Origin of the sequence: Pseudomonas sp. GW531-T4 (assembly GCF_017349615.1) — a bacterium.
Lineage (GTDB): Bacteria > Pseudomonadota > Gammaproteobacteria > Pseudomonadales > Pseudomonadaceae > Aquipseudomonas > Aquipseudomonas chlororaphis_I.
This window is the reverse complement of sequence record NZ_JACMZT010000042.1, coordinates 1-23,802: the sequence shown is the minus strand read 5'-3', so window position 1 is coordinate 23,802 and position 23,802 is coordinate 1. Positions and strand designations below refer to the sequence as shown.

Below are 23,802 nucleotides of genomic sequence, written 5' to 3'. Positions count from 1 at the left end.
CGGGCAAGCCTCGCTCCTACAGAAGAAGAACGTGTTTCTCTGTATCAGTCCTTGGCGATCAAGCTCGGCCGGCAATCGAGGCTCAGGCGCGCGCCGCCGCTGTCGCTGCTGCCGACGTCGAGCTTGAAGCCGTGCAGGCTGACGATGGCGGCGACGATGGACAGGCCCAGGCCAAAGCCGCCGTGGGAGTTGCTGTCGTCGACCCGGTAGAAGCGCTGGAACACCGCCTTGCGTTCGGCCTCGGGAATGCCGGGGCCGGAGTCGAGGACTTCCAGGCGCGTGCAGCCGCCATCCTCCATACCACGCAGAATCACCTCGCCGCCCGGCGGGGTGAACTTGATCGAGTTGCTCAACAGATTGGCCAGGGCCTCGAACAGCAGGGCGCGGTCGCCGGTCAGGCTCGGCAGCCTGTCCGGCACATCCAGGGTCAGGGTCAACTGGCCTTCCTCGGCCAGCGGCAGGTAAAAGTCATACAGCTCGCGCAGCAACGGCAGCGGGTCGAGCTCGACAAACCCCGAGCGGCGCTGGTGATCCTCGATTTCGGAAATCCGCAGCAGGCCGCGAAAACGCGCCATCAGCCGGTCGGCCTCGGCCAGCACCTGGTCCAGCTGCAAGGCTTCCGGCGTGCCCTCGACCGCCTGTTGCTGCATGCGGTACAGCTGCGCGCGCAGACGGGTCAGCGGGGTGCGCAGGTCGTGGGCGATGTTGTCGCACACGCCCTTGACCTCGTTCATCAGCCGCTCGATGCGGTCGAGCATGGCGTTGACGATGGCCGCCAGCATGTCCAGCTCGTCGCGGCGGTTGGACAGCGGCAGGCGGTGGGTCATGTCGCCGGCGACGATCGCCTCGGCGCTGGCCTGGATGCCGCGAATGCGCCGCAGCGGCCGGCGCCGGAGCAGATGCCAGCCGGCGGCGCCGGGGATGATGGTCAGCGACACGCCCCACAGCAGCGCGTGGAGGATGATCCGCGTCACCGCGAACAGCGAGCCGTTGTCGCGCACCAGGATCAGCCAGCGGCCGTCGCGGGTGTAGGTGGCCACCGCGTCGCAACTGTCGCGGGGCAGGCTGGGGTCGTCGGAGTCGATGCAGCTCTTGAGCTCGTGGATCTGCCCGTCCAGCGGCAGGTCGTCGGGGATCTCGCGGATCGGCCCGCTGAGGTAGTGACGCCGCTCGTCGAACAGGCCGTAGGCGTCGATGGCGCGCATGTCGAAGGTCATGCTGGTGGTCAGGGCTTCTTCCAGCTGCTCGCCCTGGAAGCGCGCGAACAGGTGCTGGCGCTGCATCAGCGAGTGCTTGGCGAGGCTTTCCAGGTAGCCGGACACCTCGTAGTACATGACGCCCATGAGGATGCAGCTCCAGGCCACGAACAGCGAGCTGTAGAGCGCCAGCAGGCGGCTGCTGGAGGAGCGCCAGCCCTTAGAGGGGTTCAGCAATGACATAACCCGAGCCTCGCACGGTGCGGATCAGCGGGGTCATGCCTGGCGGATCGATTTTTTTACGCAGACGGCCGATATGCACGTCGATCAGGTTGGTGCCCGGGTCGAAGTGATAACCCCAGACTTCCTCGAAAATCATCATCCGCGAGAGGATCTGGCCGGTGTTGCGCATCAAAAATTCCAGCAGCTTGTATTCGGTGGGCAACAGGCTCAGCAGCTGGTCGGCGCGGGTCGCTTCGCGGCTGATCAGGTTCAGCTCCAGGTCGGCCACCCGCAGGCTGGTTTCGAATTCCTGCACCGTGCTCTTGCGCCGCAGCAGCACCTCGACCCGGGCCGCCATCTCGTCGGAAGCGAAGGGTTTGGTCAGGTAGTCGTCGCCACCGGCACGCAGGCCGCGCACGCGCTCGTCGACGTCGGACAGGGCGCTGATCATCAGGATCGGCGTCGACACGCCGATGGTACGCAGGGTGGTGACGATCGCCAGGCCGTCCAGTTCGGGCAGCATGCGGTCGAGGGTGATCAGGTCGTAGTCGCCGCTGACGGCGCGCACCAGGCCTTCGCGACCGTTGTCGACCCAATCCACGTCCAGCCCGTGGCTGCTCAGTTCCGCCACGATTTCGCGGGCGGTTACGGCATCGTCTTCGATGGTCAGAATGCGGGTCATAAGGGCTTACCTGATTGGGGATTTCATGACGCAGGCCTGCATTTTGCCAAGAAATCGCCGCGGGCTTTCTAAAAAATCTTTCATCTTCGCGCCAGTGCCCTGGCGAACGCAGGGTAGCAGGCGGGCCGGGTGCGGCAATCGTTGATATCATCCAGCTATTACCGGCTGGCATGGATGCTGCGCAATGTACCTACCTCATTACCTCGACTTCAAAGCCCTGGGCGTCGGCTTGTTGCTGCTGGCGGCGGCCCCGGCGTTCGCCGCCAATCAACCCTGCTCGGGCAAGAAGGGCGGGATCGCCGGTTGCGACGGCGAGTTGTTTTTATGCAACGACGGCTCCATCAGCGGTTCCAAGCAAAACTGCGCCGCGCGCTACGGCGACTCGGGGCAGGCGGCGCGTCCACAAACCCTGTTGCGCGGCGGCGACGGTTGCCCCTGCGGCAGCGGCAGTTTCTGCACCGGGCCACGGGGCGGGGTCTATTGCCTGACCCCGAGCGGCAACAAGAGCTACAAGCGTAAATAACGCCCGCAGATGCCTATTGGACAGGCCCGGGCGCCTCTACTAGCGTTGCCGGCACGGCGCCGCCGGGGGCCACTATCGGGGGCAACACGGATGGACAAACAGCAAGCCAAACGCCAGGTCATCGCCAGCCTCGAGGCCGGGCGCTCCAGGGGCGAAACCTTTGCCGCGTTTGCCGGCAGCGGTATCAAGGAGCGGCTGCTGGCGTTCTGGATCGCCGGCTATTCCGACCCCAAGCTCTATGCCCGGCACCGGCGCAAGATCCAGATCCTGCTGGCGGTGATGCTGTTGCAGGCGGTGGTCGGCGCGGTGGCCGGGTTCTTCCTCGGCTCGGTCATAGGTCCGAAGGCTGCATGGGTATTCGGACTGTTGGGCGGGGTGGTGCCGCTGCTGTTCGCCTGGGGCTTCCATAAACCTTCGGTGAACGCCTACAGCCTCTATGCCCTTCTGACCCTGTCACAATTCCCCCGATTGTTCGAAGGTTATGCCGAGGACCCGTTGGGTACCCTGATCGGCGCGGCCATGACCTTGGGGGTGGTGTTTTTCGCGATGTACGTGCGCAGCCTGATCTTTCCGGATTTCGCTTTCATCGGGCCGCGCAAGGTCAAGGGTCGCTACGTGTTTTCCAGTTAGGGCAGGGCGGCGGGAGGCGCATTCCAGGGCCTTGTGCTTTGCTTGGCCCAGATCAATGTTCTTGTTCGACAAACCTACTAGATTGGCCTGGTGTTCAGCTCCGAGGAGCTGGCGTCGCGCAACCCTGAGCCGGGTCGAAGTCCAGGTTCAGGGTGATGCACAGCAGGACGCTGGCATTCCTCTTCACTCAAGGACGAATTTACTGATGCGCCATACCGAACGAACTTTCGATATCCAGCCGCTGCAACAGGCGGATATGACCATCAGCCTCAATGGCCAGCCGGTGACGGCGGCGATTGGTGAAACCGTACTCAGCGTCATCCAGTCCCTCGGGCTGCGTCAGGTGGCGCGCAACGACCACGGCCAGCTGGCCGGCGCCTATTGCGGCATGGGCGTGTGCCATTGCTGCCTGGTGCAGATCGACGGCCGACACAAGCGCCGGGCCTGCCAGACCCAGGTGCGGCCGGGCATGCAGGTGCAGACCGAGGTCAACCGTATCGTCGCGGCGGAGGAGGTGCTATGAGCCTGAATCCACTGATCGTCGGCGGCGGCCCGGCGGGTATGGCCGCGGCCATCGAACTGGCCGAGCACGGGGTGCGCAGTACCCTGATCGATGAAGCTTCGCGCCTGGGCGGTGTGGTCTACCGCGGGCCGCTGCGCGACGGCGTGCAGCTGGACTACCTGGGGCCGCGTTATTGCGAAGCCCTGGCGAAACTGCACGGCGCTTTCTCCGATTGCGAACAGATGATCGACGTGCGCCTCAACCACCGGGTGGTGGGGGCCGAAGGCAAGGGCAGCCTGATCCTGCTGGATGCCGACGAGCAGTTGCAGGAAGTGGCCTATCCGCAGCTACTGCTGGCCGCCGGTTGTCATGAGCGCAGCGTGCCGTTTCCCGGCTGGACCTTGCCCGGGGTGATGCTGCTGGGCGGCTTGCAGTTGCAGATCAAGAGTGGCGTGGTCAAACCGCGCGGGCCGGTGGTGATCGCCGGCACCGGGCCGCTGCTGCCGCTGGTGGCCTGCCAGCTGCACGCCAGTGGCGCGAAGGTGGCGGCGGTCTACGAGGCCTGCGCCTTTGGCCGGATCGCCAAGGAAAGCCTGGCGCTGCTGAACAAGCCGCAACTGTTCCTCGATGGCCTGAGCATGCTCGCCTACCTCAAGCTGCACCGCATTCCTGTGCATTACGGCTGGGGCGTGGTCGAGGCCCAGGGCTCGGACGGCCTGGAAAGCGTCAGCGTGGCGCCGTACTCGGCGCGCTGGGAACCGGACCTGAGCCGCCAGCAACAGGTCGCCGCGCAGACCCTGGCGGTGGGCTACGGTTTTATCCCGCGTACCCAGCTCAGCCAGCAGATGGGCCTCAACCATGGTTTCAGCCACGACGGCTACCTGCGGGCCACGGCCAATGTCTGGCAGCAAAGCAGCGAGCCGCACATTCACTTGGCCGGCGACATGGGCGGGATCCGCGGCGGTGAGGCGGCGATGCTCACCGGGCGCATCGCCGCGCTGTCGATCCTGATGCAGCGCGATGTGCTGAGCAACGAGGCGGCCCTGGAGCGGCGCCAGAAGTACCAGAACAAACTGGCTTCCATCACGCGTTTCCGCGCGGCGGTGGACCGCTACACCGAACGCGGCACCGGGCAGATCGAACTGCCGGCCGCCGACACCCTGATCTGCCGCTGCGAACACGCGACCCGTGGCGATATCGACCGCGCCCTCGAGCAGGGCGTGCAGGACATGGCCAGCCTGAAGATGCGCACCCGGGTGAGCATGGGCGACTGCCAGGGCCGCATGTGCGTGGGTTATTGCAGCGACCGTTTGCGCCAGGCCACCGGGCGCCAGGATGTGGGCTGGCTGCGCCCGCGTTTCCCCCTGGACCCGATTCCCTTTTCCGCTTTCCCTCAACCGAGCAAGGACGCTTTGAATCATGAGTAAGTTCTACGACGTGGTCATCGCCGGCGGCGGTGTGATCGGCGCTTCCTGCGCGTACCAGTTGTCCAAGCGCAAGAACCTGCGGGTGGCGTTGATCGACGCCAAGCGCCCGGGCAATGCCACCCGTGCCTCGGCCGGCGGCCTGTGGGCCATCGGCGAGTCGGTGGGGCTGGGCTGCGGGGTGATCTTCTTTCGCATGATGTCGGCCCGTAACAAGCGCCAGGCCCAGGGTTCGGCGGTGCTGGTGGACTCCAGCACGCCGCATATCCTGCCGCAGTCGTTCTTCGACTTCGCCCTGCAATCCAACGGCCTGTACCCGCAGCTGCACCAGGAGCTGCGCGAGCGCCATGGCATGGACTTCAAGTTCGAGCGTACCGGGCTGAAGTTCGTGATCTACGACGACGAGGACCGGCTCTACGCCGAGCACATCGTGGCCTGCATCCCGCACCTGGCCCATCAGGTGCGCTGGCTCGACCAGGCGGCGCTGCGCGAGGCGGAGCCGAACGTCAGCCATGACGCCCAGGGGGCCCTGGAATTTCTCTGCGACCACCAGGTCAACCCGTTCCGCCTGGCCGACGCCTACACCGAAGGCGCGCGGCAGAACGGCGTGGACATGTACTTCAACACCAACGTCACCGGCGTGCTGCACCAGGGCAGCCGGATCAGCGGGGTGCAGACGGCGGAGGCGGGGCTGTTCCATTGCGACACCCTGATCAACGCCGCCGGCGCCTGGGCCGCCGAACTGAGCCTGCAAGCTACTGGCGCGAGCATTCCGGTGAAGCCGGTCAAGGGCCAGATCCTGCTCACCGAGCGCATGCCGCAACTGCTCAACGGTTGCCTGACCACCAGCGATTGCTACATGGCGCAGAAGGACAACGGCGAGATCCTGATCGGCAGCACCACCGAGGACAAAGGCTTCGACATCAGCACCACCTACCGGGAAATCCAGGGCCTGGTGCAGGGCGCGGTGCGCTGTGTGCCGCAGCTCGAACAGGTCAACCTCAAGCGTTGCTGGGCCGGCTTGCGCCCGGGCTCGCCGGATGAGCTGCCGATCCTCGGGCCGATGTGCGGGGTGGAGGGTTACCTCAATGCCTGCGGGCACTTCCGCACGGGCATCCTGACCTCGGCGATCACCGGGGTGCTGCTGGATCGGTTGGTGAATGAGGAGGCGTTGCCGCTGGATATCACGCCGTTCCTCGCCGAGCGTTTCGGTCTGCAGGCGGTGGCGCCGTTGCAGGTGGCGCTGGCCTGAGGCGGGGTTGACGCGGTGCTGCTGAGGCACCGCGTCGCCCTTGAGCCTTTTCGCGGGCAAGTCGGATCGCCGCCCGCTCGCTCCTACAGATGCACACGTTCTTCTTCTGTAGGAGCGAGGCTTGCCCGCGATGGAGGTGAACGATAACGCGGTGTCGCTGAAACACCGCGCGTGGCTTCAAACCATCGGTGTACTGACAAACAACTCCAACCCTTGCGCATACTCCGCAAACGCCTTGACCCTTGGGAACCGCGCAGCATCCAGGTGCTCGGCCACCACCAGCTGGGTAAAACTCCAGGCCACGGCCAGGCTGATGCCGGCCTGATCGATGTTGCCGTCGGTGGCCAGCGGGCGTTTCTCCAATTCTCTCTCCAGCTCGCCATAGGCCGCCGCCAGCTGCCCGCGAACCCGCTCCAGCCACGGTTCGTGCTGTTTTTCCGCGGGGCGCAGCTGGTACTCGTAGTAGATCTGCACCGACTTCTCGCATGCCGCCAGCGCCAGGCCGATCAACCGCAGGTCATGGGCCCGCGCCTGGGGCGCCGCCGGCAACAGGCTGCGGCCGGCCAGGGCTTCCAGGTAGTCGATGATCAGGCACGAATCCATCAGCACCGTACCGTCGTCGCAGATCAGGGTCGGCGCCTTGACCACCGGGTTGATGCGCTGGAACTGCTCGAAGGTGCGAAACACCGACAACGCCTCATGCTCGAACGGGATATCCAGGCGCTTGAGGGTAATGGCGACACGGCGAACATAGGGTGAATCGAGCATACCGATCAGTTTCATTGAGCATTTCCTTGTGCGGAACAACGAGACAGGGGGAGGGCAGCGGCTAATTTAGCGGCAAATGTCCGGGGCTGGCTATCGGGGGCTGGTGATTGCTGTCAATCACCGATGACGGCTATTCCAGGTGCAATAAGACGAGGGTGAACGTTCTCGGGTGGCTGTCGGCGCAACGTTCGCGAGCGATCTGAAAATATGAGGCCGGTTATAAGCGTCGGAGTTGTACAAGTCCCGCCAAGTACTTCTGTCTATATACCGTTGATAACGGTTGAAAACCCGCAGCCTGATATTGCACTGCGGGTTCAAGTGCCCGAAACAGTAGTGAGCCCGTTCGACTGTTTCGGTTTGGCCGGCTCAATAAACCGCCGTGCATTTCAAACCGCTTGTTTATTGTTCGCTCCAGGCGATTGCCCGATTGAAGGCCTCATAGGTTTCGGACTCGGTAAACTCTGCAGTCGGAACAATCTTGAGTGATTTCAGCAGGTCCTCAACATCGTCCTGCAGCCCGACTTGCACGAAGAACTGCTGGATACTGCTCATCTCGCTGTTGGTCAGGCTGCCCAGGAAATTCTTGCCCTGGTAGTTCTCGGCTACATAAAAGCTGTAGTTATTGTTGCCAACCCTGGACTTGTAGATTGACGTCAACCCACCGCTGCCCAAGGTGATTTTACCGTCGCTTTCCTCTTTCATCTCTCGGGCGATAGTGTCGTGATCGGTTTCTCCCGCATTCTTGGTTCCGCCGAAAAACTGCGGCATGCCGCCATACACGAGATTGGCGCGTTTAATGGGGAAGTAGAGGTAGCCATTATCCTCGTCTTCGGAATGAAGAAGAATTGCGTATGCTTTATCGACCATGATGCGCTCCTTGCGTGAGTTTGAACGTTTAACCTCAAACTTCCCTGGCACTACGAGGGACGTGTCCTGATGCCCATGACCAGCACTTGATTGAGCAGCGCAAGCACGAGTGTGCTGTGGAGCATCCGTTACCCAGCGTAGGTGAGCGATGTAGCCGGTGCCGGTCTTTCAGATGAAAAGCATGCGATGGCACGGGAGCCGCCAGACGGCCTCGTAGCGGAGTGTGGCAGCGCTATTGTGTAGGAAGGCTGAGTGTTGGCAGGAGAAGCGCTATGCATCCCACCCGAACCGCCCTTGTCCTTGCCGGTGGTGGCAGCCTCGGGGCTGTCCAGGTGGGGATGCTGCGGGCGCTGATCGAAAAACACGTGGTGTTCGACCTGGTGGTCGGGGCGTCGGTCGGCGCCCTCAACGGCGCCTACTTTGCCGCCAGGCCCAATGCCCGCGGCGTCGCCGAACTGGCCGATTTCTGGCGTGGCTTGCGCAAGGCCGACGTGTTTCCGTTTTCCGTGATTGACGCGCTGTCATTCGTGCTCAAGCGTCGCGGCTGCCTGTTGCCCTCGTCGGCGCTGGCGAACCTGGTGCGCCGGGTGCTGCCGGTCACCCGCATCGAAGACACCGAACTGCCCCTGCATATCGTCACCACCAACCTGCTCACCGGGGCCGAGGAGCTGCTATCCAGTGGCAGCGTCGAGCAGGCCCTGCTGGCCAGTGCCGCGATTCCGCTGGTGTTTCCGTGGGTGCAGATCGGCGACAAGCTGCTGGTCGACGGCGGCGTCGCCAGTAACACCCCGATCGCCGCGGCGGTGTCGCTGGGCGCGACCCGGGTCATCGTGGTGCCGACCGGATTCGGTTGCGCCTGCCCGCGACCGCCGAGCGGCTTGATCGCCCTGGCCTTGCACACCCTGAACCTGATGAGCATGCGCCAGCTGGTGCGGGACATTGAGCTCTATTCGCCACAGGCGGCGATCCATGTGGTCGCGCCGTTGTGTCCGCTGGGCATTTCGGTGTTCGACTTCAGCCAGACCGAACAACTGCTGCAACGGGCCCACCGGCAGACCCTGGCCTGGGTCGAGGAGGGCGGCCTGCTGCGCACCGGCGTGCCGGGGGCGTTGCAGGCGCATACGCACTCGGCGGGGTGAGGCTCAGTCCTCGAACCCCGCCTGTTCGTGAATCTCGTCGACCTTCAGTTCCAGGCGGTAGGCCACGGCGATGAACAGCGCCTGGCACAGGCACAGGGTGGCGCTCAGGGAGCGGAAGGCGAAGGAGCTGCCTTCGTTGACCAGCAGCACGCTATTGGCGCGCTTGGCCAGGGGCGACAGGTTGCTGTCGGTGATGATCAGGGTCTTGGCCTGATGGTGCTGGGCGATGCGCAGGCAGTGCTGGGTTTCCTTGGCATACGGGGTGAAGCTGATGGCGATCACCAGGTCGTTGGGGCGGATGCTGCGCATCTGCTCGCGGTAGCTGCCGCCCAGGCCCGACACCAGGTGGATGCGCTTGTTGGTGTGCTGCAGGTTGTACACCAGGTAGTCGGCCACGGCGAAGGAGCGGCGCACCCCGACCACGTAGATGTTGTCGGCGTTGACCACCAGGTCCACGGCCTTGTCGAAGGCTGCGTCATCCAGCTCCAGGCCCAGGCGCTCGATGCCCGACAGGGTGGCATTGATGCACTCGCGCGCCAGGTCGCCGCCGCTGGCCTTCTGCGACTTGTTGGCGATCATGCTGCGGATGCGCTGCTGGTAGTTCTGTACCGGGGTGGTCTTGTGGGTGTAGGCCTCGCGAAACAGCGCCTGCATCTCGCTGAAGCCGCTGAAGCCGAAGCGCTGGGAGAAGCGCACGATGGCCGAAGGGTGCACCTCGCATTCGCGGGCGATGTCGCTGATGCGGTCGACCATGATCCGGTCGCTCTGCTGGCTCATGTAGCTGGCGATGCGCTTGAGCTGGCGCGGCAGGCTTTCGTATTCCTGGGTGATCAGCTGCAACAGGCGTTCGGCATTGATCGGGGGGCTGGCGAGGTCGCTGTCTTGCGGGCTCTCGGTCGTGGCCGGCTGATCGGTGCGGGACATAGGCAATCCTTCTGTGCTTACTGGCTTGTACTTGATGGGAACGGGCGGGTTGATCCATTCCCTGACAATAGGTGGGCTGTGCGCAGTCTACAGGGTCGGCGCAGGGAAAATCTTGAGGCGCGGGCCCACAGGCCGTCTGCTGAAACGATGCACGCTGCCTGGACCGGCCTTGAAAAAGTTTATTGGAAAAAATATTCCACGTAAAAATTTTATAGAAAAAATATTGATTGGCGCCGATGAACGTTTTAGTCTGCATCCACCAAGAGCGTTCGGCGCCTTCCTCGGTGCCACGCGCAGGCTGATAAAAATAACAGGAGCCAGCATGGGCCAGACTCGTTTTGCCAATGGGCGTCAATTGGATCTGATTTGCCTCGGACGCCTGGGCGTCGACCTTTATGCGCAGCAGGTCGGGGCCCGGCTGGAAGATGTCTCAAGCTTCGCCAAATACCTCGGCGGCTCGTCCGCCAACATCGCCTTCGGCACCGCGCGCCTGGGCTTGCGCTCGGCGATGCTGAGCCGGGTCGGCGACGATCATATGGGGCGTTTTCTGGTGGAGTCCCTGGCCCGCGAAGGCTGCGACGTCAGCGCGATCAAGGTCGATCCGCAGCGCCTGACCGCCCTGGTCCTGCTCGGTCTCAAGGACCGCGAGACCTTCCCCCTGGTGTTCTACCGCGAGAACTGCGCCGACATGGCCCTGCGCGCCGAAGACATCAATGAAGCCTTTATCGCCTCCAGCAAAGCCTTGCTGATCACCGGCACCCATTTCTCCACCGACGGCGTGTACCAGGCCAGCCTCCAGGCCCTGGAGTACGCCGAGCGACACAAGGTCCAGCGCGTGCTCGACATCGACTACCGCCCGGTGCTCTGGGGCCTGGCGGGCAAGGCTGATGGCGAGACCCGGTTTGTCGCCGACCAGAACGTCAGCGCCCATGTGCAGAAGATCCTGCCGCGCTTCGACCTGATCGTCGGCACCGAAGAAGAATTCCTCATCGCCGGCGGCAGCGACGAGTTGCTCAGCGCCTTGCGCGCAGTGCGTTCGCTGACCGCCGCGACCCTGGTGGTCAAGCTCGGCCCCCAGGGCTGCACGGTGATCCACGGGGCGATCCCCGCGCGCCTGGAAGACGGCGCCATTTACCCCGGGGTGCGGGTCGAAGTGCTCAACGTGCTGGGGGCGGGTGATGCCTTTATGTCCGGCTTCCTCAGCGGCTGGCTGGAGGACGCCAGCGACGAGCGCTGCTGCCAGCTGGCCAATGCCTGCGGCGGTTTAGTCGTGTCGCGCCATGCCTGCGCGCCGGCGATGCCGACCCGCGCCGAACTGGATTACCTGTTCAGCAGCCCGGTACCCATCACCCGGCCGGACCAGGACAGCACCCTGCAGCGCCTGCATCAGGTCAGCGTGCCGCGCAAGGCCTGGAAGCAGCTGTTCATCTTTGCCTTCGATCATCGTGGGCAGTTGGTGGAACTGGCGCAGAAGGGCGGGCGCGAGCTCAAGTCCATCAGTCAGCTCAAGCAGCTGTTTATCCAGGCCGTGGAGCGGGTCGAGGCCGACTTGCGCGCGCAGGGCGTCGAGGCCGATGTCGGCCTGCTGGCCGACCAGCGTTTCGGCCAGGATTCGCTGAACGCCGCCACCGGCCGTGGCTGGTGGGTGGCGCGGCCGGTGGAGGTCCAGGGCTCGCGGCCGCTGGCCTTCGAACACGGGCGTTCGATCGGCAGCAACCTGATTGCCTGGCCCCAGGAGCAGATCATCAAGTGCCTGGTGCAGTACCACCCGGACGACGAGCCGCTGCTGCGCCTGGAGCAGGAAGCGCAGATCAAGGGCCTGTACCAGGCGTCCCAGGTCAGCGGCCATGAGCTGCTGCTGGAAATCATTCCGCCCAAGGACCACCCCTCGACCCACCCGGATGTGCTCTACCGCGCCCTCAAGCGCCTGTACAACCTGGGCATCTTTCCGGCCTGGTGGAAGATCGAGGCGCAAAGCGCCGAGCAGTGGAAGCAGCTCGATGAGCTGATCGAGGAGCGCGACCCCTATTGCCGTGGCGTGGTGCTGCTGGGTCTCAACGCCCCGGCGGCGGCCCTGGCCGAGGGCTTCCGCCAGGCCGGCAATAGCCGCACCTGCCGCGGGTTCGCCGTGGGCCGCACGATTTTCCACGAGCCGAGCCGGGCCTGGCTGGCCAGCGAGATCGACGACGAGACCCTGATCCGCCGGGTGCAGGCGACCTTCGTCGAGCTGATCGACGCCTGGCGCGCCGCCCGCGCCTGAACATAGAGCCTGACCGCAAGAGCCCTGACGCAACACCTGTAGCCGCTGCCGAGCTTTAGCGAGGCTGCGATAAGGTCCGCAGGACCTTCCAGCGATTTCAAGAGCGCGTCTGCTGCGTCGGAGTGCCGCCCAAGCCGATCGCAGCCTCGCTAAAGCTCGGCAGCGGCTACAGGGCTACAGCGGCTACAGCGGCTGCAGCAGTGGGTACGAGGCCGGGAATTTTTCAGAACGCTTTAGAAAACAATAAAAGGTGCAGCCATGCCCGCAATCCGAATTGGCATCAACCCGATTTCCTGGAGCAACGACGACCTGCCGTCCCTCGGCGGCGAAACGCCTTTGAGCACGGCGCTGAGCGAGGGCAAGGCAATCGGCTACGAAGGTTTCGAGCTCAACGGCAAGTTCCCCAAGGATGCCAAGGGCGTCGGCGATGTGCTGCGCCCGTACGACCTGGCGCTGGTCTCGGGCTGGTATTCCAGCCGCCTGGCGCGGCGCTCGGTGGCCGAGGAGATCGACGCCATCGCCAGCCATGTCCAGCTGCTGGCGCAGAACGGTGCCAGGGTGCTGGTCTACGGCGAGGTCGCCGACTCGATCCAGGGCCAGCGCATTGCCCTGGTGGAGCGTCCGCGTTTTCACAGCGAGCAGGCCTGGCAGGAATACGCCGACAAACTCACTGAGCTTGCGCGTTTCACCCTGTCCCAGGGCGTGCGCCTGGCGTACCACCACCATATGGGCGCCTACGTCGAATCGCCGGCGGACATCGATAAGTTGATGAGCCTGACCGGCAGCGAAGTCGGCCTGCTGTTCGATTCGGGCCACTGCTACATGGGCGGCGGCGAACCGCTGGAAGTGCTGCGCAAGCACATCGGTCGTGTCTGCCATGTGCACTTCAAGGACGTGCGCAAGCCGGTGGTGCAGCTGGCGCGCAACAACCTGTGGAGTTTCCCCGACTGCATCATCAACGGCACCTTCACCGTGCCGGGGGATGGCGACATCGATTTCGCCGCGCTGCTGGACGAGCTGTTGGCCGCCGATTACCAGGGCTGGCTGGTGGTGGAGGCCGAGCAGGACCCGGCGGTGGCACCGAGTTACATCTACGCGAAGAAGGGCTACGACACCCTGCGCGCGTTGCTCGATGAGAGGACTGCCCCATGAGCCTGCTGGTAAAAAGCGCGGCCAAGGGCCGGACCATGGTCCAGTTGACTGAGGGCCGATTGCAGTACGTCGGTTTTGCCGCCTACCGCCTGAGCCTCGGTGAAAGCCTGCCCCTCAGTGCCGGTGATAAAGAGCTGTGCCTGGTGCTGCTCAGTGGACGCATCGGCATTCAAGGCGAAGCGCCGGGGCAGGGCGCGTTCGGCTGGGACAACCTCGGCGACCGGCAATCGGTGTTCGAGGACAAATCGCCCTTCGCCGTCTACCTGCCACCCGGCAGCCAGGCCCAGGTCACGGCCCTGAGCGATGTGCAGATCGCCGTCTGCGCCGCGCCCGGCTGCACTGCAAAAAGCTCCGCCGCAAACGGCCTCGGCCCCCGGCTGATCCGTCCCGAAAGCATGAAGCGCAGCGTGCGCGGCAAGGGCGCCAACACCCGCTATGTGTGCGACATCCTGCCGGACAGCGAGCCAGCCCATTCGTTGCTGGTGGTGGAGGTGCGTACGCCGTCCGGGCATTCCTCCAGCTACCCGCCGCACAAGCACGACACCGACGACCTGCCGCACCAGAGCTTTCTCGAAGAGACCTATTACCACCAGGTCAATCCGCCCCAGGGCTTTGTGTTCCAGCGGGTCTACACCGACGACCGCAGCATCGACGAGGCCATGGCCGTGGAACACGGCGACTTGGTGGTGGTGCCCAAGGGTTACCACCCGGTCAGCGTGCCCTATGGCTACGAGTCCTATTACCTGAACGTCATGGCCGGGCCCAAGCGGGTCTGGCAGTTCCATAACGATCCGCAGCACAGCTGGCTGCTGGATCTCTGATTTCCAACCTTCGAATGGAGAACAAGAACAATGAGTGACGCCCCGGTAATCGGCCATTACATCGACGGTCAGGTGCAAGGCAGCGGCGAGCGTTTCGCCAATGTGTTTAACCCGGCCACCGGCCGCGTGCAGGCCCGGGTCGCCCTGGCCAGCCAGAAGACGGTGGACGACGCCGTTGCTTCGGCGATGAAGGCCTTCCCGGCCTGGTCCGAGCAGTCGGCGCTGCGCCGTTCGCGGGTGATGTTCAAGTTCAAGGAACTGCTGGACCGGCACCATAACGAGCTGGCAGAGATCATCACCCGCGAGCACGGCAAGGTGCTGTCCGACGCCCGCGGCGAAGTGACCCGCGGCATCGAGATCGTCGAGTTCGCCTGTGGCGCGCCGAGCCTGCTGAAAACCGACTTCAGCGACAACATCGGCGGCGGCATCGACAACTGGAACCTGCGCCAGCCCCTGGGCGTGTGCGCCGGGGTCACCCCGTTCAATTTCCCGGTGATGGTGCCGCTGTGGATGATCCCGCTGGCCCTGGTCAGCGGTAACTGCTTCATCCTCAAGCCGTCCGAGCGCGACCCGTCCGCCAGCCTGCTGATGGCCCGCCTGCTGACGCAAGCCGGGCTGCCCGATGGCGTGTTCAACGTGGTCCAGGGTGACAAGGCGGCGGTGGACGGGCTGTTGCAGCACCCGGACATCGAAGCGATTTCCTTTGTCGGCTCGACACCGATCGCCGAGTACATCCACCAGCAGGCCACCTCCCGCGGCAAGCGCGTGCAAGCCCTGGGCGGGGCGAAGAACCATATGATCGTGATGCCCGATGCCGACCTCGACCAGGCCGCCGACGCGCTGATCGGCGCGGCCTACGGCTCGGCCGGCGAGCGCTGCATGGCGATCTCCATCGCCGTGGCGGTGGGCGAGGTCGGCGATCGGTTGATCGAGAAACTGCGGCCGCGCATCGACCAGTTGAAGATCGGCAACGGCATGCAGGGCGACAGCGACATGGGGCCGCTGGTGACCGCCGAGCACAAGGCCAAGGTCGAAGGTTTCATCGACCAGGGCGTGGCCCAGGGCGCGCAACTGCTGGTGGACGGCCGCGGCTTCAAGGTGCCGGGCGCGGAGCAGGGCTTTTTTGTCGGCGCCACCCTGTTCGATGGCGTGACCACGGAGATGAGCATCTACCAGGAAGAAATCTTCGGCCCGGTGCTGGGCATCGTCCGGGTGGCGGATTTCGCCAGCGCGGTGGCGCTGATCAACGCCCATGAGTTCGGCAACGGCGTGTCCTGCTTCACCAGTGACGGCGGCGTGGCCCGGGCCTTCGCCCGCAACATCAAGGTTGGCATGGTCGGCATCAACGTGCCGATTCCGGTGCCCATGGCCTGGCATTCCTTCGGTGGCTGGAAGCGCTCGCTGTTCGGTGATCACCACGCCTACGGCGAGGAAGGCCTGCGTTTCTACAGCCGCTACAAGAGTGTGATGCAGCGCTGGCCGGACAGCATCGCCAAGGGCCCCGAGTTCAGCATGCCGACCGCCAAGTAAAACCCTTCAACCCGTTGCTCTGGAGAACAAGAATAATGAGCCAGCCCCTGCGTTTCGCCCTGAATCGTATGGTTGCCCCACGTTTGAGCCTGCCGGCGTTCATCGAGCTGGCGGTGACCCTGAAAGCCGATGCCATCGAGATCCGCAATGACCTTGCGGGCGTGGAGATTGAAGACGGCACGCCGCCGCAACAGGTGCGCCAGTTGTGCGCGGCCCACGGCATCCAGGTGCTGTCGATCAATGCGCTGTACCCCTTCGATGTGTGGAACGACGAGCGTCGCGCCCAGGCCCTGAAGCTCGCCGCCTATGCCCGCGACTGCGGCGCCCGCGGCCTGGTGATGTGCCCGCTGAACGACCGCGCCGATACCCGCAACGAGGCCGAGCGCAGCGCCGGTTTGCGCACTGCCTTGACTGAGCTGGCGCCGATCCTGCGCGAGCACGGGATTCTCGGTTTTATCGAACCCCTGGGCTTCGAGGAATGCTCCCTGCGGCGCAAGCGCACGGCGGTGGAGGCGATCCGCGCCATCGGCGGGCTGGATGTGTTCCGCCTGGTGCACGACACCTTTCACCATCATCTGGCCGGGGAGCAGGAGTTCTTCCCCGAGCTCACCGGGCTGGTGCATATCTCCGGGGTCGAGGACCGCGAGGCGCCGCTGGCGAGCATCCGCGACGGCCACCGGGTGCTGGTGGGCGAGGGCGACATCCTCGGCAACGCGGCGCAGATCGAGACCCTGCTCGAGCGTGGCTACAGCGGCCACCTGTCGTTCGAACCCTTCGCCGACAGCGTGCATGGGCTGGCGGATATCCAGCGGGCGATCGGCGCGAGCATCGACCACCTCAAGCACGCCCTGGCCTGACACCGTTCCCTGTAGCCGCTGCCGCAGGCTGCGATAAGGCCGAAGGCCTTCAGCGATCTCGAGGCCTTGCGCGCCCTTCGGTCGCGATCGCAGCCTGCGGCAGCGGCTACAGGCAGCAACCTTCACCGTCTTCAACAAGGTGCAGACATGACTACGACACGACTGACCATGGCCCAGGCCCTGGTGAAATTCCTCGACAACCAGTACGTCGAGATCGATGGGGTGCAGAGCAAGTTCGTCGCCGGGATCTTCACCATCTTCGGCCACGGCAACGTGCTCGGCCTGGGCCAGGCCCTGGAGCAGGACAGCGGCGAGCTGCTGGTGCATCAGGGCCGCAACGAGCAGGGCATGGCTCATGCGGCCATCGGCTTCGCCAAGCAGCACCTGCGGCGCAAGATCTACGCCTGCACCTCGTCGGTGGGCCCGGGCGCGGCGAACATGCTGACCGCCGCGGCGACCGCCACCGCCAACCGCATTCCCTTGTTGCTGCTGCCCGGCGATGTCTACGCCAGCCGCCAGCCCGACCCGGTACTGCAACAAATCGAGCAGTTCCACGACCTGAGCATCAGCACCAACGATGCCTTCAAGGCCGTGAGTAAATACTGGGACCGCATCAACCGCCCCGAGCAACTGATGACCGCGGCGATCCACGCCATGCGCGTGCTCACCGACCCGGCGGAAACCGGCGCGGTGACCCTGGCCTTGCCCCAGGATGTGCAGGCCGAGGCCTACGATTACCCGGATTACTTCCTGCAAAAACGCGTGCACCGCATCGAACGCCGGCCGGCCACCGCGGCCATGCTCGAGGATGCCGTGGCGGGTTTTACCGGCAAGCGCAAGCCGCTGATCATCTGCGGCGGCGGGGTCAAGTATTCCGGGGCCAACGAGGCACTGCTGGCCTTCGCCGAAAGCTTCGGCATTCCCTTCGCCGAGACCCAGGCCGGCAAGAGCGCGGTGGTTTCCAGCCATCCGCTGAACCTCGGCGGCATCGGCGAGACCGGTTGCCTGGCGGCCAACCTGCTGGCGAAAGAGGCGGACTTGATCATCGGCATCGGCACCCGCTACAGCGATTTCACCACCGCCTCGAAGTCGCTGTTCCGCGCTGATGCGCAGTTTCTCAACCTGAATATCAGCCCTTGCGATGCCTTGAAGCTCGACGGCGTGCAGCTGCTGGCGGATGCCCGGGAAGGCCTGGACGGGTTGGCCGCGGCCCTGGCGCGCAGCGATTACCAGGCTGCCTGGGGCGACCAGATCAGCCAGGCGCGGGCGCAGCTGGACGCGGAGGTGGACCGGGTCTACCAGGTCGAATACCACGCCGACGGCTTTGTCCCGGAGATTAACGACCATATGGACCCGGCGGTGCTGCGCGAATTCATCGAGCTGACCGGCTCCTGCCTGACCCAGAGTCGGGTGCTGGGGGTGCTCAACCAGACCCTGGCCGACGACGCGGTGATCGTCGCCGCCGCCGGCAGCCTGCCCGGCGACCTGCAACGCAGCTGGCGCAGCAAGGGGGTCAACACCTATCACGTCGAGTACGGTTATTCCTGCATGGGCTACGAGGTCAACGCGGCCCTGGGGGTCAAGCTCGCCGAGCCCCAGCGCGAGGTCTACGCCCTGGTGGGCGACGGCTCCTACCTGATGCTGCATTCGGAGCTGGCCACCTCGATCCAGGAGCGGCGCAAGATCAACGTGGTGCTGCTGGACAACATGACCTTCGGCTGCATCAACAACCTGCAGATGGAACACGGCATGGACAGCTTCGGCACCGAGTTCCGCTTCCGCAACCCCGAAACCGGCAAGCTCGACGGCGCCTTCGTGCCGGTGGATTTCGCCATGAGCGCGGCGGCCTATGGCTGCAAGACCTACAAGGTGAGGACCGTGCAAGAGCTGCAGGCGGCCCTGGCCGATGCGCGGACCCAGAGCGTGTCGACCCTGATCGATATCAAGGTCCTGCCCAAGACCATGATCCACAAGTACCTGTCCTGGTGGCGGGTCGGGGTGGCGCAGGTGTCCACCAGCGCCCGTACCGACGCGGTGGCCAGACAACTCAACGAACGCCTGGCCAAGGCCCGGCAGTACTGATTGCTCTCGAACGAACAACAACAGGAGTAGCACCATGTCTTTGAAACTGGGCGTCATCGGTACCGGGGCCATCGGCCAGGACCATATCCGTCGTTGCAGCCAGACCCTGCTGGGCAGCCAGGTGGTGGCGGTCACCGATATCAACCTGGAGCAGGCGGCGAAGGTGGTGGCCGAACTGAAGATCGCCGCCGAGGTGTATCCCGATGGCCACGCGCTGATCAAGGCGCCGGAGGTCGAGGCGGTGCTGGTCACCTCCTGGGGGCCGAGCCATGAAGAGTTCGTGCTGGCGGCCATCGCCGCCGGCAAGCCGGTGTTCTGCGAGAAGCCGCTGGCAGTGACCGCCGCCGGCTGCCGCAAGATCGTCGAGGCCGAGATGGCCCACGGCAAGCGCCTGGTGCAGGTGGGCTTCATGCGCCCCTACGATACCGGCTACCGCGCGCTGAAGGCGGTGATCGACAGCGGCCAGATCGGCGAGCCGCTGATGCTGCATTGCGCCCACCGCAACCCGCGGGTCGGCGAGAACTACAAGACCGACATGGCGATCACCGACACCCTGATCCATGAGCTGGACGTGCTGCGCTGGCTGCTGGCCGACGACTACGTGTCGGTGCAGGTGGTGTTCCCGCGCAAGTCGAGCAAGGCGTTGGCGCACCTGCGCGACCCGCAGGTGGTGCTGCTGGAAACCGCCAAGGGCACGCGCATCGACGTCGAGGTCTTCGTCAACTGCCAGTACGGCTATGACATCCAGTGCGAAGTGGTGGGCGAGACCGGCATCGCCAAATTGCCGGAGCCGTCCCAGGTGCAGTTGCGCAGCGAGGCCAAGCTGTCCAACGCGATCCTGATGGACTGGAAGGACCGCTTTATCGCCGCTTATGACGTCGAGCTGCAGGCCTTTATCGACGGCGTGCGGGCCGGGCAGGTGGGCGGTCCTTCGGCCTGGGACGGTTATGCCGCGGCGGTGGCCGCCGATGCCTGCATCGAGGCGCAGAACAGCGGGCAGATCGTCAAGGTCGCGCAACCGCCGCGCCCGGCGTTCTACGGCTGAATGCTGATTTTGTAGGAGCAGCCGGTCGACGCTCGATTGCCCGCGATGAACCTGAGAGCGCCGCGTTTATCCAGAAAATACGCGTCATCGTTAACGTCCATCGCGAGCAAGCTTCGCTCCTACAGGGTAGGCAGCAACTTTGTAGCCGCTGCCGAAGGCTGCGATCGCGACCGAAGGGCGCGCAAGGCCTGAAGATCGCTGAAGGCCTTCGGCCTTATCGCAGCCTGCGGCAGCGGCTACAGGCCACCACTTGAGATTCGGGGAGGACACTAAAATGCGCATTGCACTGGACCCCTACATGTACCGCCACCTGCCGCTGGGCCAGATGACCGACAAGGCCGCCGAGCTGGGCTATGAGTACATCGAGCTGTCGCCCCGCGAGGATTTTTTGCCGTTCTACAAGGCGCCCCGGGTCGACCGGGCGCGGATCAAGGCGTTTCGCAAGGCCCTGGGCGACAGCGGCGTGCAGCTCTCGTCGCTGCTGCCGATGTACCACTGGGCCGCCGCCGACGAAGGCTTGCGCGTGGCGGCGGTGCGCAACTGGAAGCGGGCGATCCAGATCGCCGTGGAACTGGACTGCGAGCTGGTCAACACCGAATTCACCGGCCAGTCGGACAACCCGCTGGTGTGCGAGAACCAGTTCATGCGCTCCATGGACGAGTTGATTCCGGAGTTCGAGCGCGAGGGCATCAAGCTGGATATCCAGGCCCATCCCTATGATTTCTGCGAGCGCAACAACGAGTCGGTGGACATCATCCGCGGCTTGGACCGGGACTGGATCAACTACCTGTACGCGGCGCCGCATACCTTCTTCTACGACGACGGCAAGGGCGATATCGCCTCGATGCTCAAGTATGCGGGCAGCAAGCTCAGCCACCTGATCATCGCCGACACCTACAACCACAAGGCGTCTTCGAGCCTGCGCTATATCGTCAACCCGCCGGGCGTCACCGCCACCGTGCACCAGCACCTGGACATCGGCCAGGGCGAAGTGGACTGGACGGCGTTCTTCGATACCTTGCGCGAGATCCAGTTCGACGGCATCGCCACGGTCTCGGTGTTCGCCTGGGAAGACCGCCCGGACGAGTCCAACCGGATGATGCTGGAGCGGGTCAGCGGCGAACTGTGCCGCTGAAGCGACCCCTGTGGTCGGATCATGCGGATCGAATGGGGAGCGGCCGGCATTTCTACGTACCGCCGTTTGTAGGAGCAGCCGGTCGACGCTCGATTGCTCGCGATGAACCTGAAGATGCTGCGTTTCGTCAGGAAATACGCGTCATCGTTGACCTCCATCGCGAGCAAGCTTCGCTCCTACAAGGGCGAGTTGATTACCGTTACCGCGTGGTCGATCGCAGGCTGCGCCAGCGGCTACAGCAGTACAACGGTTCTATATAAGGAGGGCTTTGCGATGCGCATTGGTTTGGTGGGTTACGGCCATGGCGGCCGACATTTTCACGCACCGCTGATTGCCAGCCTGCCCGGCGCGACTTTTGTCGGGGTGGTCACCCGCTCGGCCGAGCGCCGGCAACTGCTGGCGGCGGAGCATCCCGGGGTGCGGGCCTTCGACAGCATCGAGCAACTGGTCGCGGCCGGGGTCGACGGGCTGGTGATTTCCACCCCGTTGGAGGGCCGCGCGGCGCTGGTGCTGGAAACCATCGAGCGCGGTGTCCCGGTGGTCAGCGACAAGCCCTTCGCCAGCGACGTGGAACAGGCGCGGGCGCTGATCGACGCCGCTGCAACCCGCCGGGTGCCGCTGAGCCTGTACATGAACCGGCGCTGGGACTCGGACTTTCTCACCCTGCGCAAGCTGATCGACAGCGGCACCCTGGGCAGCGTCAGCCGCTTCGAGTCGCGGGTCGAGCGCTATGTGCCGCAGGCCGTGGGCAATGCCAGCGGCGGCGGGTTCCTGCGCGACCTCGGCAGCCATCTGGTGGACCAGGCCTTGCAGCTGTTCGGCCCGGTGACCCGGGTCTACGCCGAGTTGCAGTACGCCGCCCAGGCGCCGACCTGCGACTACGGTTTTTTCCTCGCCCTGAGCCATGCCAATGGCGTGGTTTCCCATTTGTCCGGTAGTTGTCTGCAGAACTGCCAGGGGCCGCGGTTCCGGGTCAGCGGTTCGGCCGGCAGTTATACGGTCGAGGGCCTGGACGGCCAGGAGCAGGCGCTGGTCGCCGGTCTGTCGCCGCAGACCGAGGGCGAGCGCTGGGGCGTCGAGGAACACCGGCGCTGGGGCTGGTTCGAGCAGGGCGAGATTCGCGAGCGGATAGCCTCCGAGCGGGGCGACTGGTTGCAGTTCTATAAACGCTGGCAGGCGGCGCTGCAAGGGCAGGGGCCGCTGCCGGTGACGCCGGCCGAGGCCCTGGCCACCACCCGCGTACTGGACGCCGCGCGCCTGAGCTGGCGCCAGCGCCAGGTGGTGGAAATGGCCGATTTCCGGCTGCAGAATGAATTTGGAATAAAATTCTAAAATGAGTTGATATAGAAATTATTTTCCAATAAAGTCGTTTCCAGGTTGCCGACTAGCAGGGTTCTCGCACCGACCTCAAGCCCGCCTTGAGCCGAGTGGAACCCGCCAACAAAAACAACAGGTACCGTCGATGAAAACCTTCAGTTCCGCTTTGCATCTGCTTCGTCGCGCATTCTTGCGCCGCCGTCCGCTGTCTCGCCAAACATCCCGGCCTGCCGCCATCGTCCAGTCCCTGGTCCGCCTGCTTTGCGTCGAACGCAAGGGCGCGCTGGTGTGCTGCATGCCCGGCGCGCCGATCGTGCGTCTGCCTCACTGAGTGGTTTCTGCGCCTTATCCATAAAACCTACAAGAATGTGGAGAAAGACCTTTCATGAAGACCAAGACCCGTTTTGCCACGCTCGCCCTGTCCCTGTTGCTGGGTAGCGGCTCGGCGTTCGCCGACCTGAAGATCGGCGTGAGCATGTCGCAGTTCGACGACACCTGGCTGACCTACCTGCGCGAATCCATGGACCAGAAAGCCAAGTCCCTGCCGGACGGCGTCACCCTGCAGTTCGAGGACGCCCGGGCCGACGTGGTCAAGCAGCTGAGCCAGGTGGAAAGCTTTATCAGCCAGAAGGTCGACGCCATCGTGGTCAACCCGGTGGACACCGCGGCGACCCGCAAGATCACCGAGGCGGCGGTCAAGGCCGGGATTCCCCTGGTCTACGTCAACCGCCGTCCGGACGACCTGAACCTGCCCAAGGGCGTGGTCACCGTGGCCTCCAACGACCTGGAGGCCGGACAGATGCAGATGCAGTACCTGGCCGACAAGATGGGCGGCAAGGGCGAGGTGGTGATCCTGCTGGGCGACCTGGCGAACAACTCCACCACCAACCGCACCAAGGGCGTCAAGGAAGTGCTGGCTAAATATCCGGGGATCAAGGTCGAGCAGGAACAGACCGGGATCTGGCTGCGGGACAAGGCCATGACCCTGGTCAACGACTGGCTGACCCAGGGCCGCAAGTTCGACGCGGTGGTGGCCAACAACGATGAAATGGCCATCGGCGCCGCCATGGCGCTGAAACAGGCCGGGGTGGAGAAGGGCAGTGTGCTGATCGCCGGGGTCGACGGCACGCCCGATGGCCTGCGCGCGGTGCAGAAGGGCGACCTGGCGGTCTCGGTGTTCCAGGATGCCAAGGGCCAGGCCGACGGCTCGATCGACACCGCGGTGAAGATGGCCAGGCACGAGCCGGTGGAACAGGCGGTGTGGGTGCCTTATCGCCTGATCACCCCGGAAAACGTCGCCCAGTTCAAATAGGCCCGCTTTAAAAAACGGGTTCAAAAAAGCTCGCCCGTTCCATCACAACAATAAGCCGGCGGGGTGGCCCAGCTACCCCGCGGATGGAGTACCTGATCATGTTCGCTTCAGCGACTGCTTCGAGCATCCCGGCGGCGGCCGTGCCGCCCGCCGCCCAGGCCG

General features: G+C 64.6%; 22 protein-coding genes. 17 read left to right on the top strand and 5 right to left on the bottom strand.

What is annotated here, in order from left to right:
• Nucleotides 1-44: 44 nt before the first annotated feature.
• The gene (locus J4D28_RS25315) at nt 45-1,439 is read right to left on the bottom strand and encodes a HAMP domain-containing sensor histidine kinase (RefSeq protein ID WP_009048453.1); all 1,395 of its coding nucleotides are present in this window, start codon (nt 1,437-1,439) and stop codon (nt 45-47) included.
• Nucleotides 1,417-2,100 (bottom strand): response regulator transcription factor, encoded by a 684-nt coding sequence (locus tag J4D28_RS25310; protein WP_007930717.1) that lies wholly within the window; start codon nt 2,098-2,100, stop codon nt 1,417-1,419. Before J4D28_RS25310 ends, J4D28_RS25315 begins: the two co-directional genes overlap by 23 nt.
• Before the next feature lie 184 nt (nt 2,101-2,284).
• On the opposite strand from J4D28_RS25310, the gene J4D28_RS25305 reads away from it, so the two are divergent.
• From J4D28_RS25305 to hcnC, 5 genes are all read left to right on the top strand, one after another.
• Entirely contained in the window at nt 2,285-2,623 is a 339-nt protein-coding gene (locus J4D28_RS25305; RefSeq protein ID WP_103331708.1) for a hypothetical protein, read from the top strand.
• Between the two features lie 90 nt (nt 2,624-2,713).
• Nucleotides 2,714-3,253, top strand: coding sequence for a hypothetical protein (locus J4D28_RS25300; protein WP_038631749.1), 540 nt, complete (start codon nt 2,714-2,716; stop codon nt 3,251-3,253).
• A gap of 205 nt (nt 3,254-3,458) precedes the next feature.
• On the top strand, nt 3,459-3,776 hold the full coding sequence (hcnA, locus tag J4D28_RS25295; protein ID WP_009048456.1) for a cyanide-forming glycine dehydrogenase subunit HcnA: 318 nt from the start codon (nt 3,459-3,461) through the stop codon (nt 3,774-3,776).
• Complete coding sequence (hcnB, locus tag J4D28_RS25290; RefSeq protein WP_103331707.1) at nt 3,773-5,182, top strand: cyanide-forming glycine dehydrogenase subunit HcnB; 1,410 nt, start codon at nt 3,773-3,775, stop codon at nt 5,180-5,182. The genes hcnA and hcnB overlap by 4 nt, the downstream gene beginning before the upstream one ends.
• Nucleotides 5,175-6,431: a cyanide-forming glycine dehydrogenase subunit HcnC gene (gene hcnC / locus J4D28_RS25285; RefSeq protein WP_038579841.1), complete on the top strand. Its 1,257-nt coding sequence runs from the start codon at nt 5,175-5,177 to the stop codon at nt 6,429-6,431. The genes hcnB and hcnC overlap by 8 nt, the downstream gene beginning before the upstream one ends.
• A gap of 177 nt (nt 6,432-6,608) precedes the next feature.
• Here the strand turns inward: hcnC and J4D28_RS25280 are convergent, their stop codons facing one another.
• Together J4D28_RS25280 and J4D28_RS25275 are read right to left on the bottom strand one after the other, a co-directional pair.
• On the bottom strand, nt 6,609-7,214 hold the full coding sequence (locus J4D28_RS25280) for a glutathione S-transferase (protein WP_103331706.1): 606 nt from the start codon (nt 7,212-7,214) through the stop codon (nt 6,609-6,611).
• Between the two features lie 384 nt (nt 7,215-7,598).
• The gene (locus tag J4D28_RS25275; protein WP_009048460.1) at nt 7,599-8,066 is read right to left on the bottom strand and encodes an NUDIX hydrolase; all 468 of its coding nucleotides are present in this window, start codon (nt 8,064-8,066) and stop codon (nt 7,599-7,601) included.
• 272 nt (nt 8,067-8,338) lie between these two features.
• Between J4D28_RS25275 and J4D28_RS25270 the strand changes: the two genes are divergently transcribed.
• A complete protein-coding gene (locus tag J4D28_RS25270) occupies nt 8,339-9,205 on the top strand; it encodes a patatin-like phospholipase family protein (RefSeq protein ID WP_103331705.1) in 867 nt (288 codons plus the stop codon).
• A 3-nt stretch (nt 9,206-9,208) separates the two neighbouring features.
• Here the strand turns inward: J4D28_RS25270 and J4D28_RS25265 are convergent, their stop codons facing one another.
• On the bottom strand, nt 9,209-10,129 hold the full coding sequence (locus J4D28_RS25265) for a MurR/RpiR family transcriptional regulator (RefSeq protein WP_009048462.1): 921 nt from the start codon (nt 10,127-10,129) through the stop codon (nt 9,209-9,211).
• A 322-nt stretch (nt 10,130-10,451) separates the two neighbouring features.
• Between J4D28_RS25265 and iolC the strand changes: the two genes are divergently transcribed.
• From iolC to J4D28_RS25210, 11 genes are all read left to right on the top strand, one after another.
• On the top strand, nt 10,452-12,389 hold the full coding sequence (gene iolC / locus J4D28_RS25260; RefSeq protein ID WP_028682666.1) for a 5-dehydro-2-deoxygluconokinase: 1,938 nt from the start codon (nt 10,452-10,454) through the stop codon (nt 12,387-12,389).
• 258 nt (nt 12,390-12,647) lie between these two features.
• The gene (gene iolE, locus J4D28_RS25255; protein WP_038631758.1) at nt 12,648-13,541 is read left to right on the top strand and encodes a myo-inosose-2 dehydratase; all 894 of its coding nucleotides are present in this window, start codon (nt 12,648-12,650) and stop codon (nt 13,539-13,541) included.
• A complete protein-coding gene (iolB, locus tag J4D28_RS25250) occupies nt 13,538-14,362 on the top strand; it encodes a 5-deoxy-glucuronate isomerase (RefSeq protein WP_038631761.1) in 825 nt (274 codons plus the stop codon). The genes iolE and iolB overlap by 4 nt, the downstream gene beginning before the upstream one ends.
• Before the next feature lie 30 nt (nt 14,363-14,392).
• The gene (locus J4D28_RS25245) at nt 14,393-15,892 is read left to right on the top strand and encodes a CoA-acylating methylmalonate-semialdehyde dehydrogenase (protein ID WP_009048466.1); all 1,500 of its coding nucleotides are present in this window, start codon (nt 14,393-14,395) and stop codon (nt 15,890-15,892) included.
• Nucleotides 15,893-15,927: 35 nt separating this feature from the next.
• Nucleotides 15,928-16,749 carry a TIM barrel protein gene (locus tag J4D28_RS25240; protein WP_016701783.1) on the top strand — a complete coding sequence of 274 codons (822 nt, stop codon included), beginning with the start codon at nt 15,928-15,930 and terminating at the stop codon, nt 16,747-16,749.
• 147 nt (nt 16,750-16,896) lie between these two features.
• A complete protein-coding gene (iolD, locus tag J4D28_RS25235; protein ID WP_103331703.1) occupies nt 16,897-18,831 on the top strand; it encodes a 3D-(3,5/4)-trihydroxycyclohexane-1,2-dione acylhydrolase (decyclizing) in 1,935 nt (644 codons plus the stop codon).
• Between the two features lie 34 nt (nt 18,832-18,865).
• Nucleotides 18,866-19,876: a Gfo/Idh/MocA family protein gene (locus tag J4D28_RS25230; protein ID WP_028682671.1), complete on the top strand. Its 1,011-nt coding sequence runs from the start codon at nt 18,866-18,868 to the stop codon at nt 19,874-19,876.
• Nucleotides 19,877-20,150: 274 nt separating this feature from the next.
• Nucleotides 20,151-21,011, top strand: a complete 861-nt coding sequence (locus J4D28_RS25225) for a sugar phosphate isomerase/epimerase family protein (RefSeq protein WP_041986638.1) — start codon at nt 20,151-20,153, stop codon at nt 21,009-21,011.
• 273 nt (nt 21,012-21,284) lie between these two features.
• The gene (locus J4D28_RS25220; protein ID WP_103331702.1) at nt 21,285-22,343 is read left to right on the top strand and encodes a Gfo/Idh/MocA family oxidoreductase; all 1,059 of its coding nucleotides are present in this window, start codon (nt 21,285-21,287) and stop codon (nt 22,341-22,343) included.
• Between the two features lie 130 nt (nt 22,344-22,473).
• Entirely contained in the window at nt 22,474-22,659 is a 186-nt protein-coding gene (locus tag J4D28_RS25215) for a hypothetical protein (protein WP_009048472.1), read from the top strand.
• 54 nt (nt 22,660-22,713) lie between these two features.
• Nucleotides 22,714-23,640: a sugar ABC transporter substrate-binding protein gene (locus tag J4D28_RS25210; RefSeq protein ID WP_009048473.1), complete on the top strand. Its 927-nt coding sequence runs from the start codon at nt 22,714-22,716 to the stop codon at nt 23,638-23,640.
• Nucleotides 23,641-23,802: the final 162 nt, after the last annotated feature.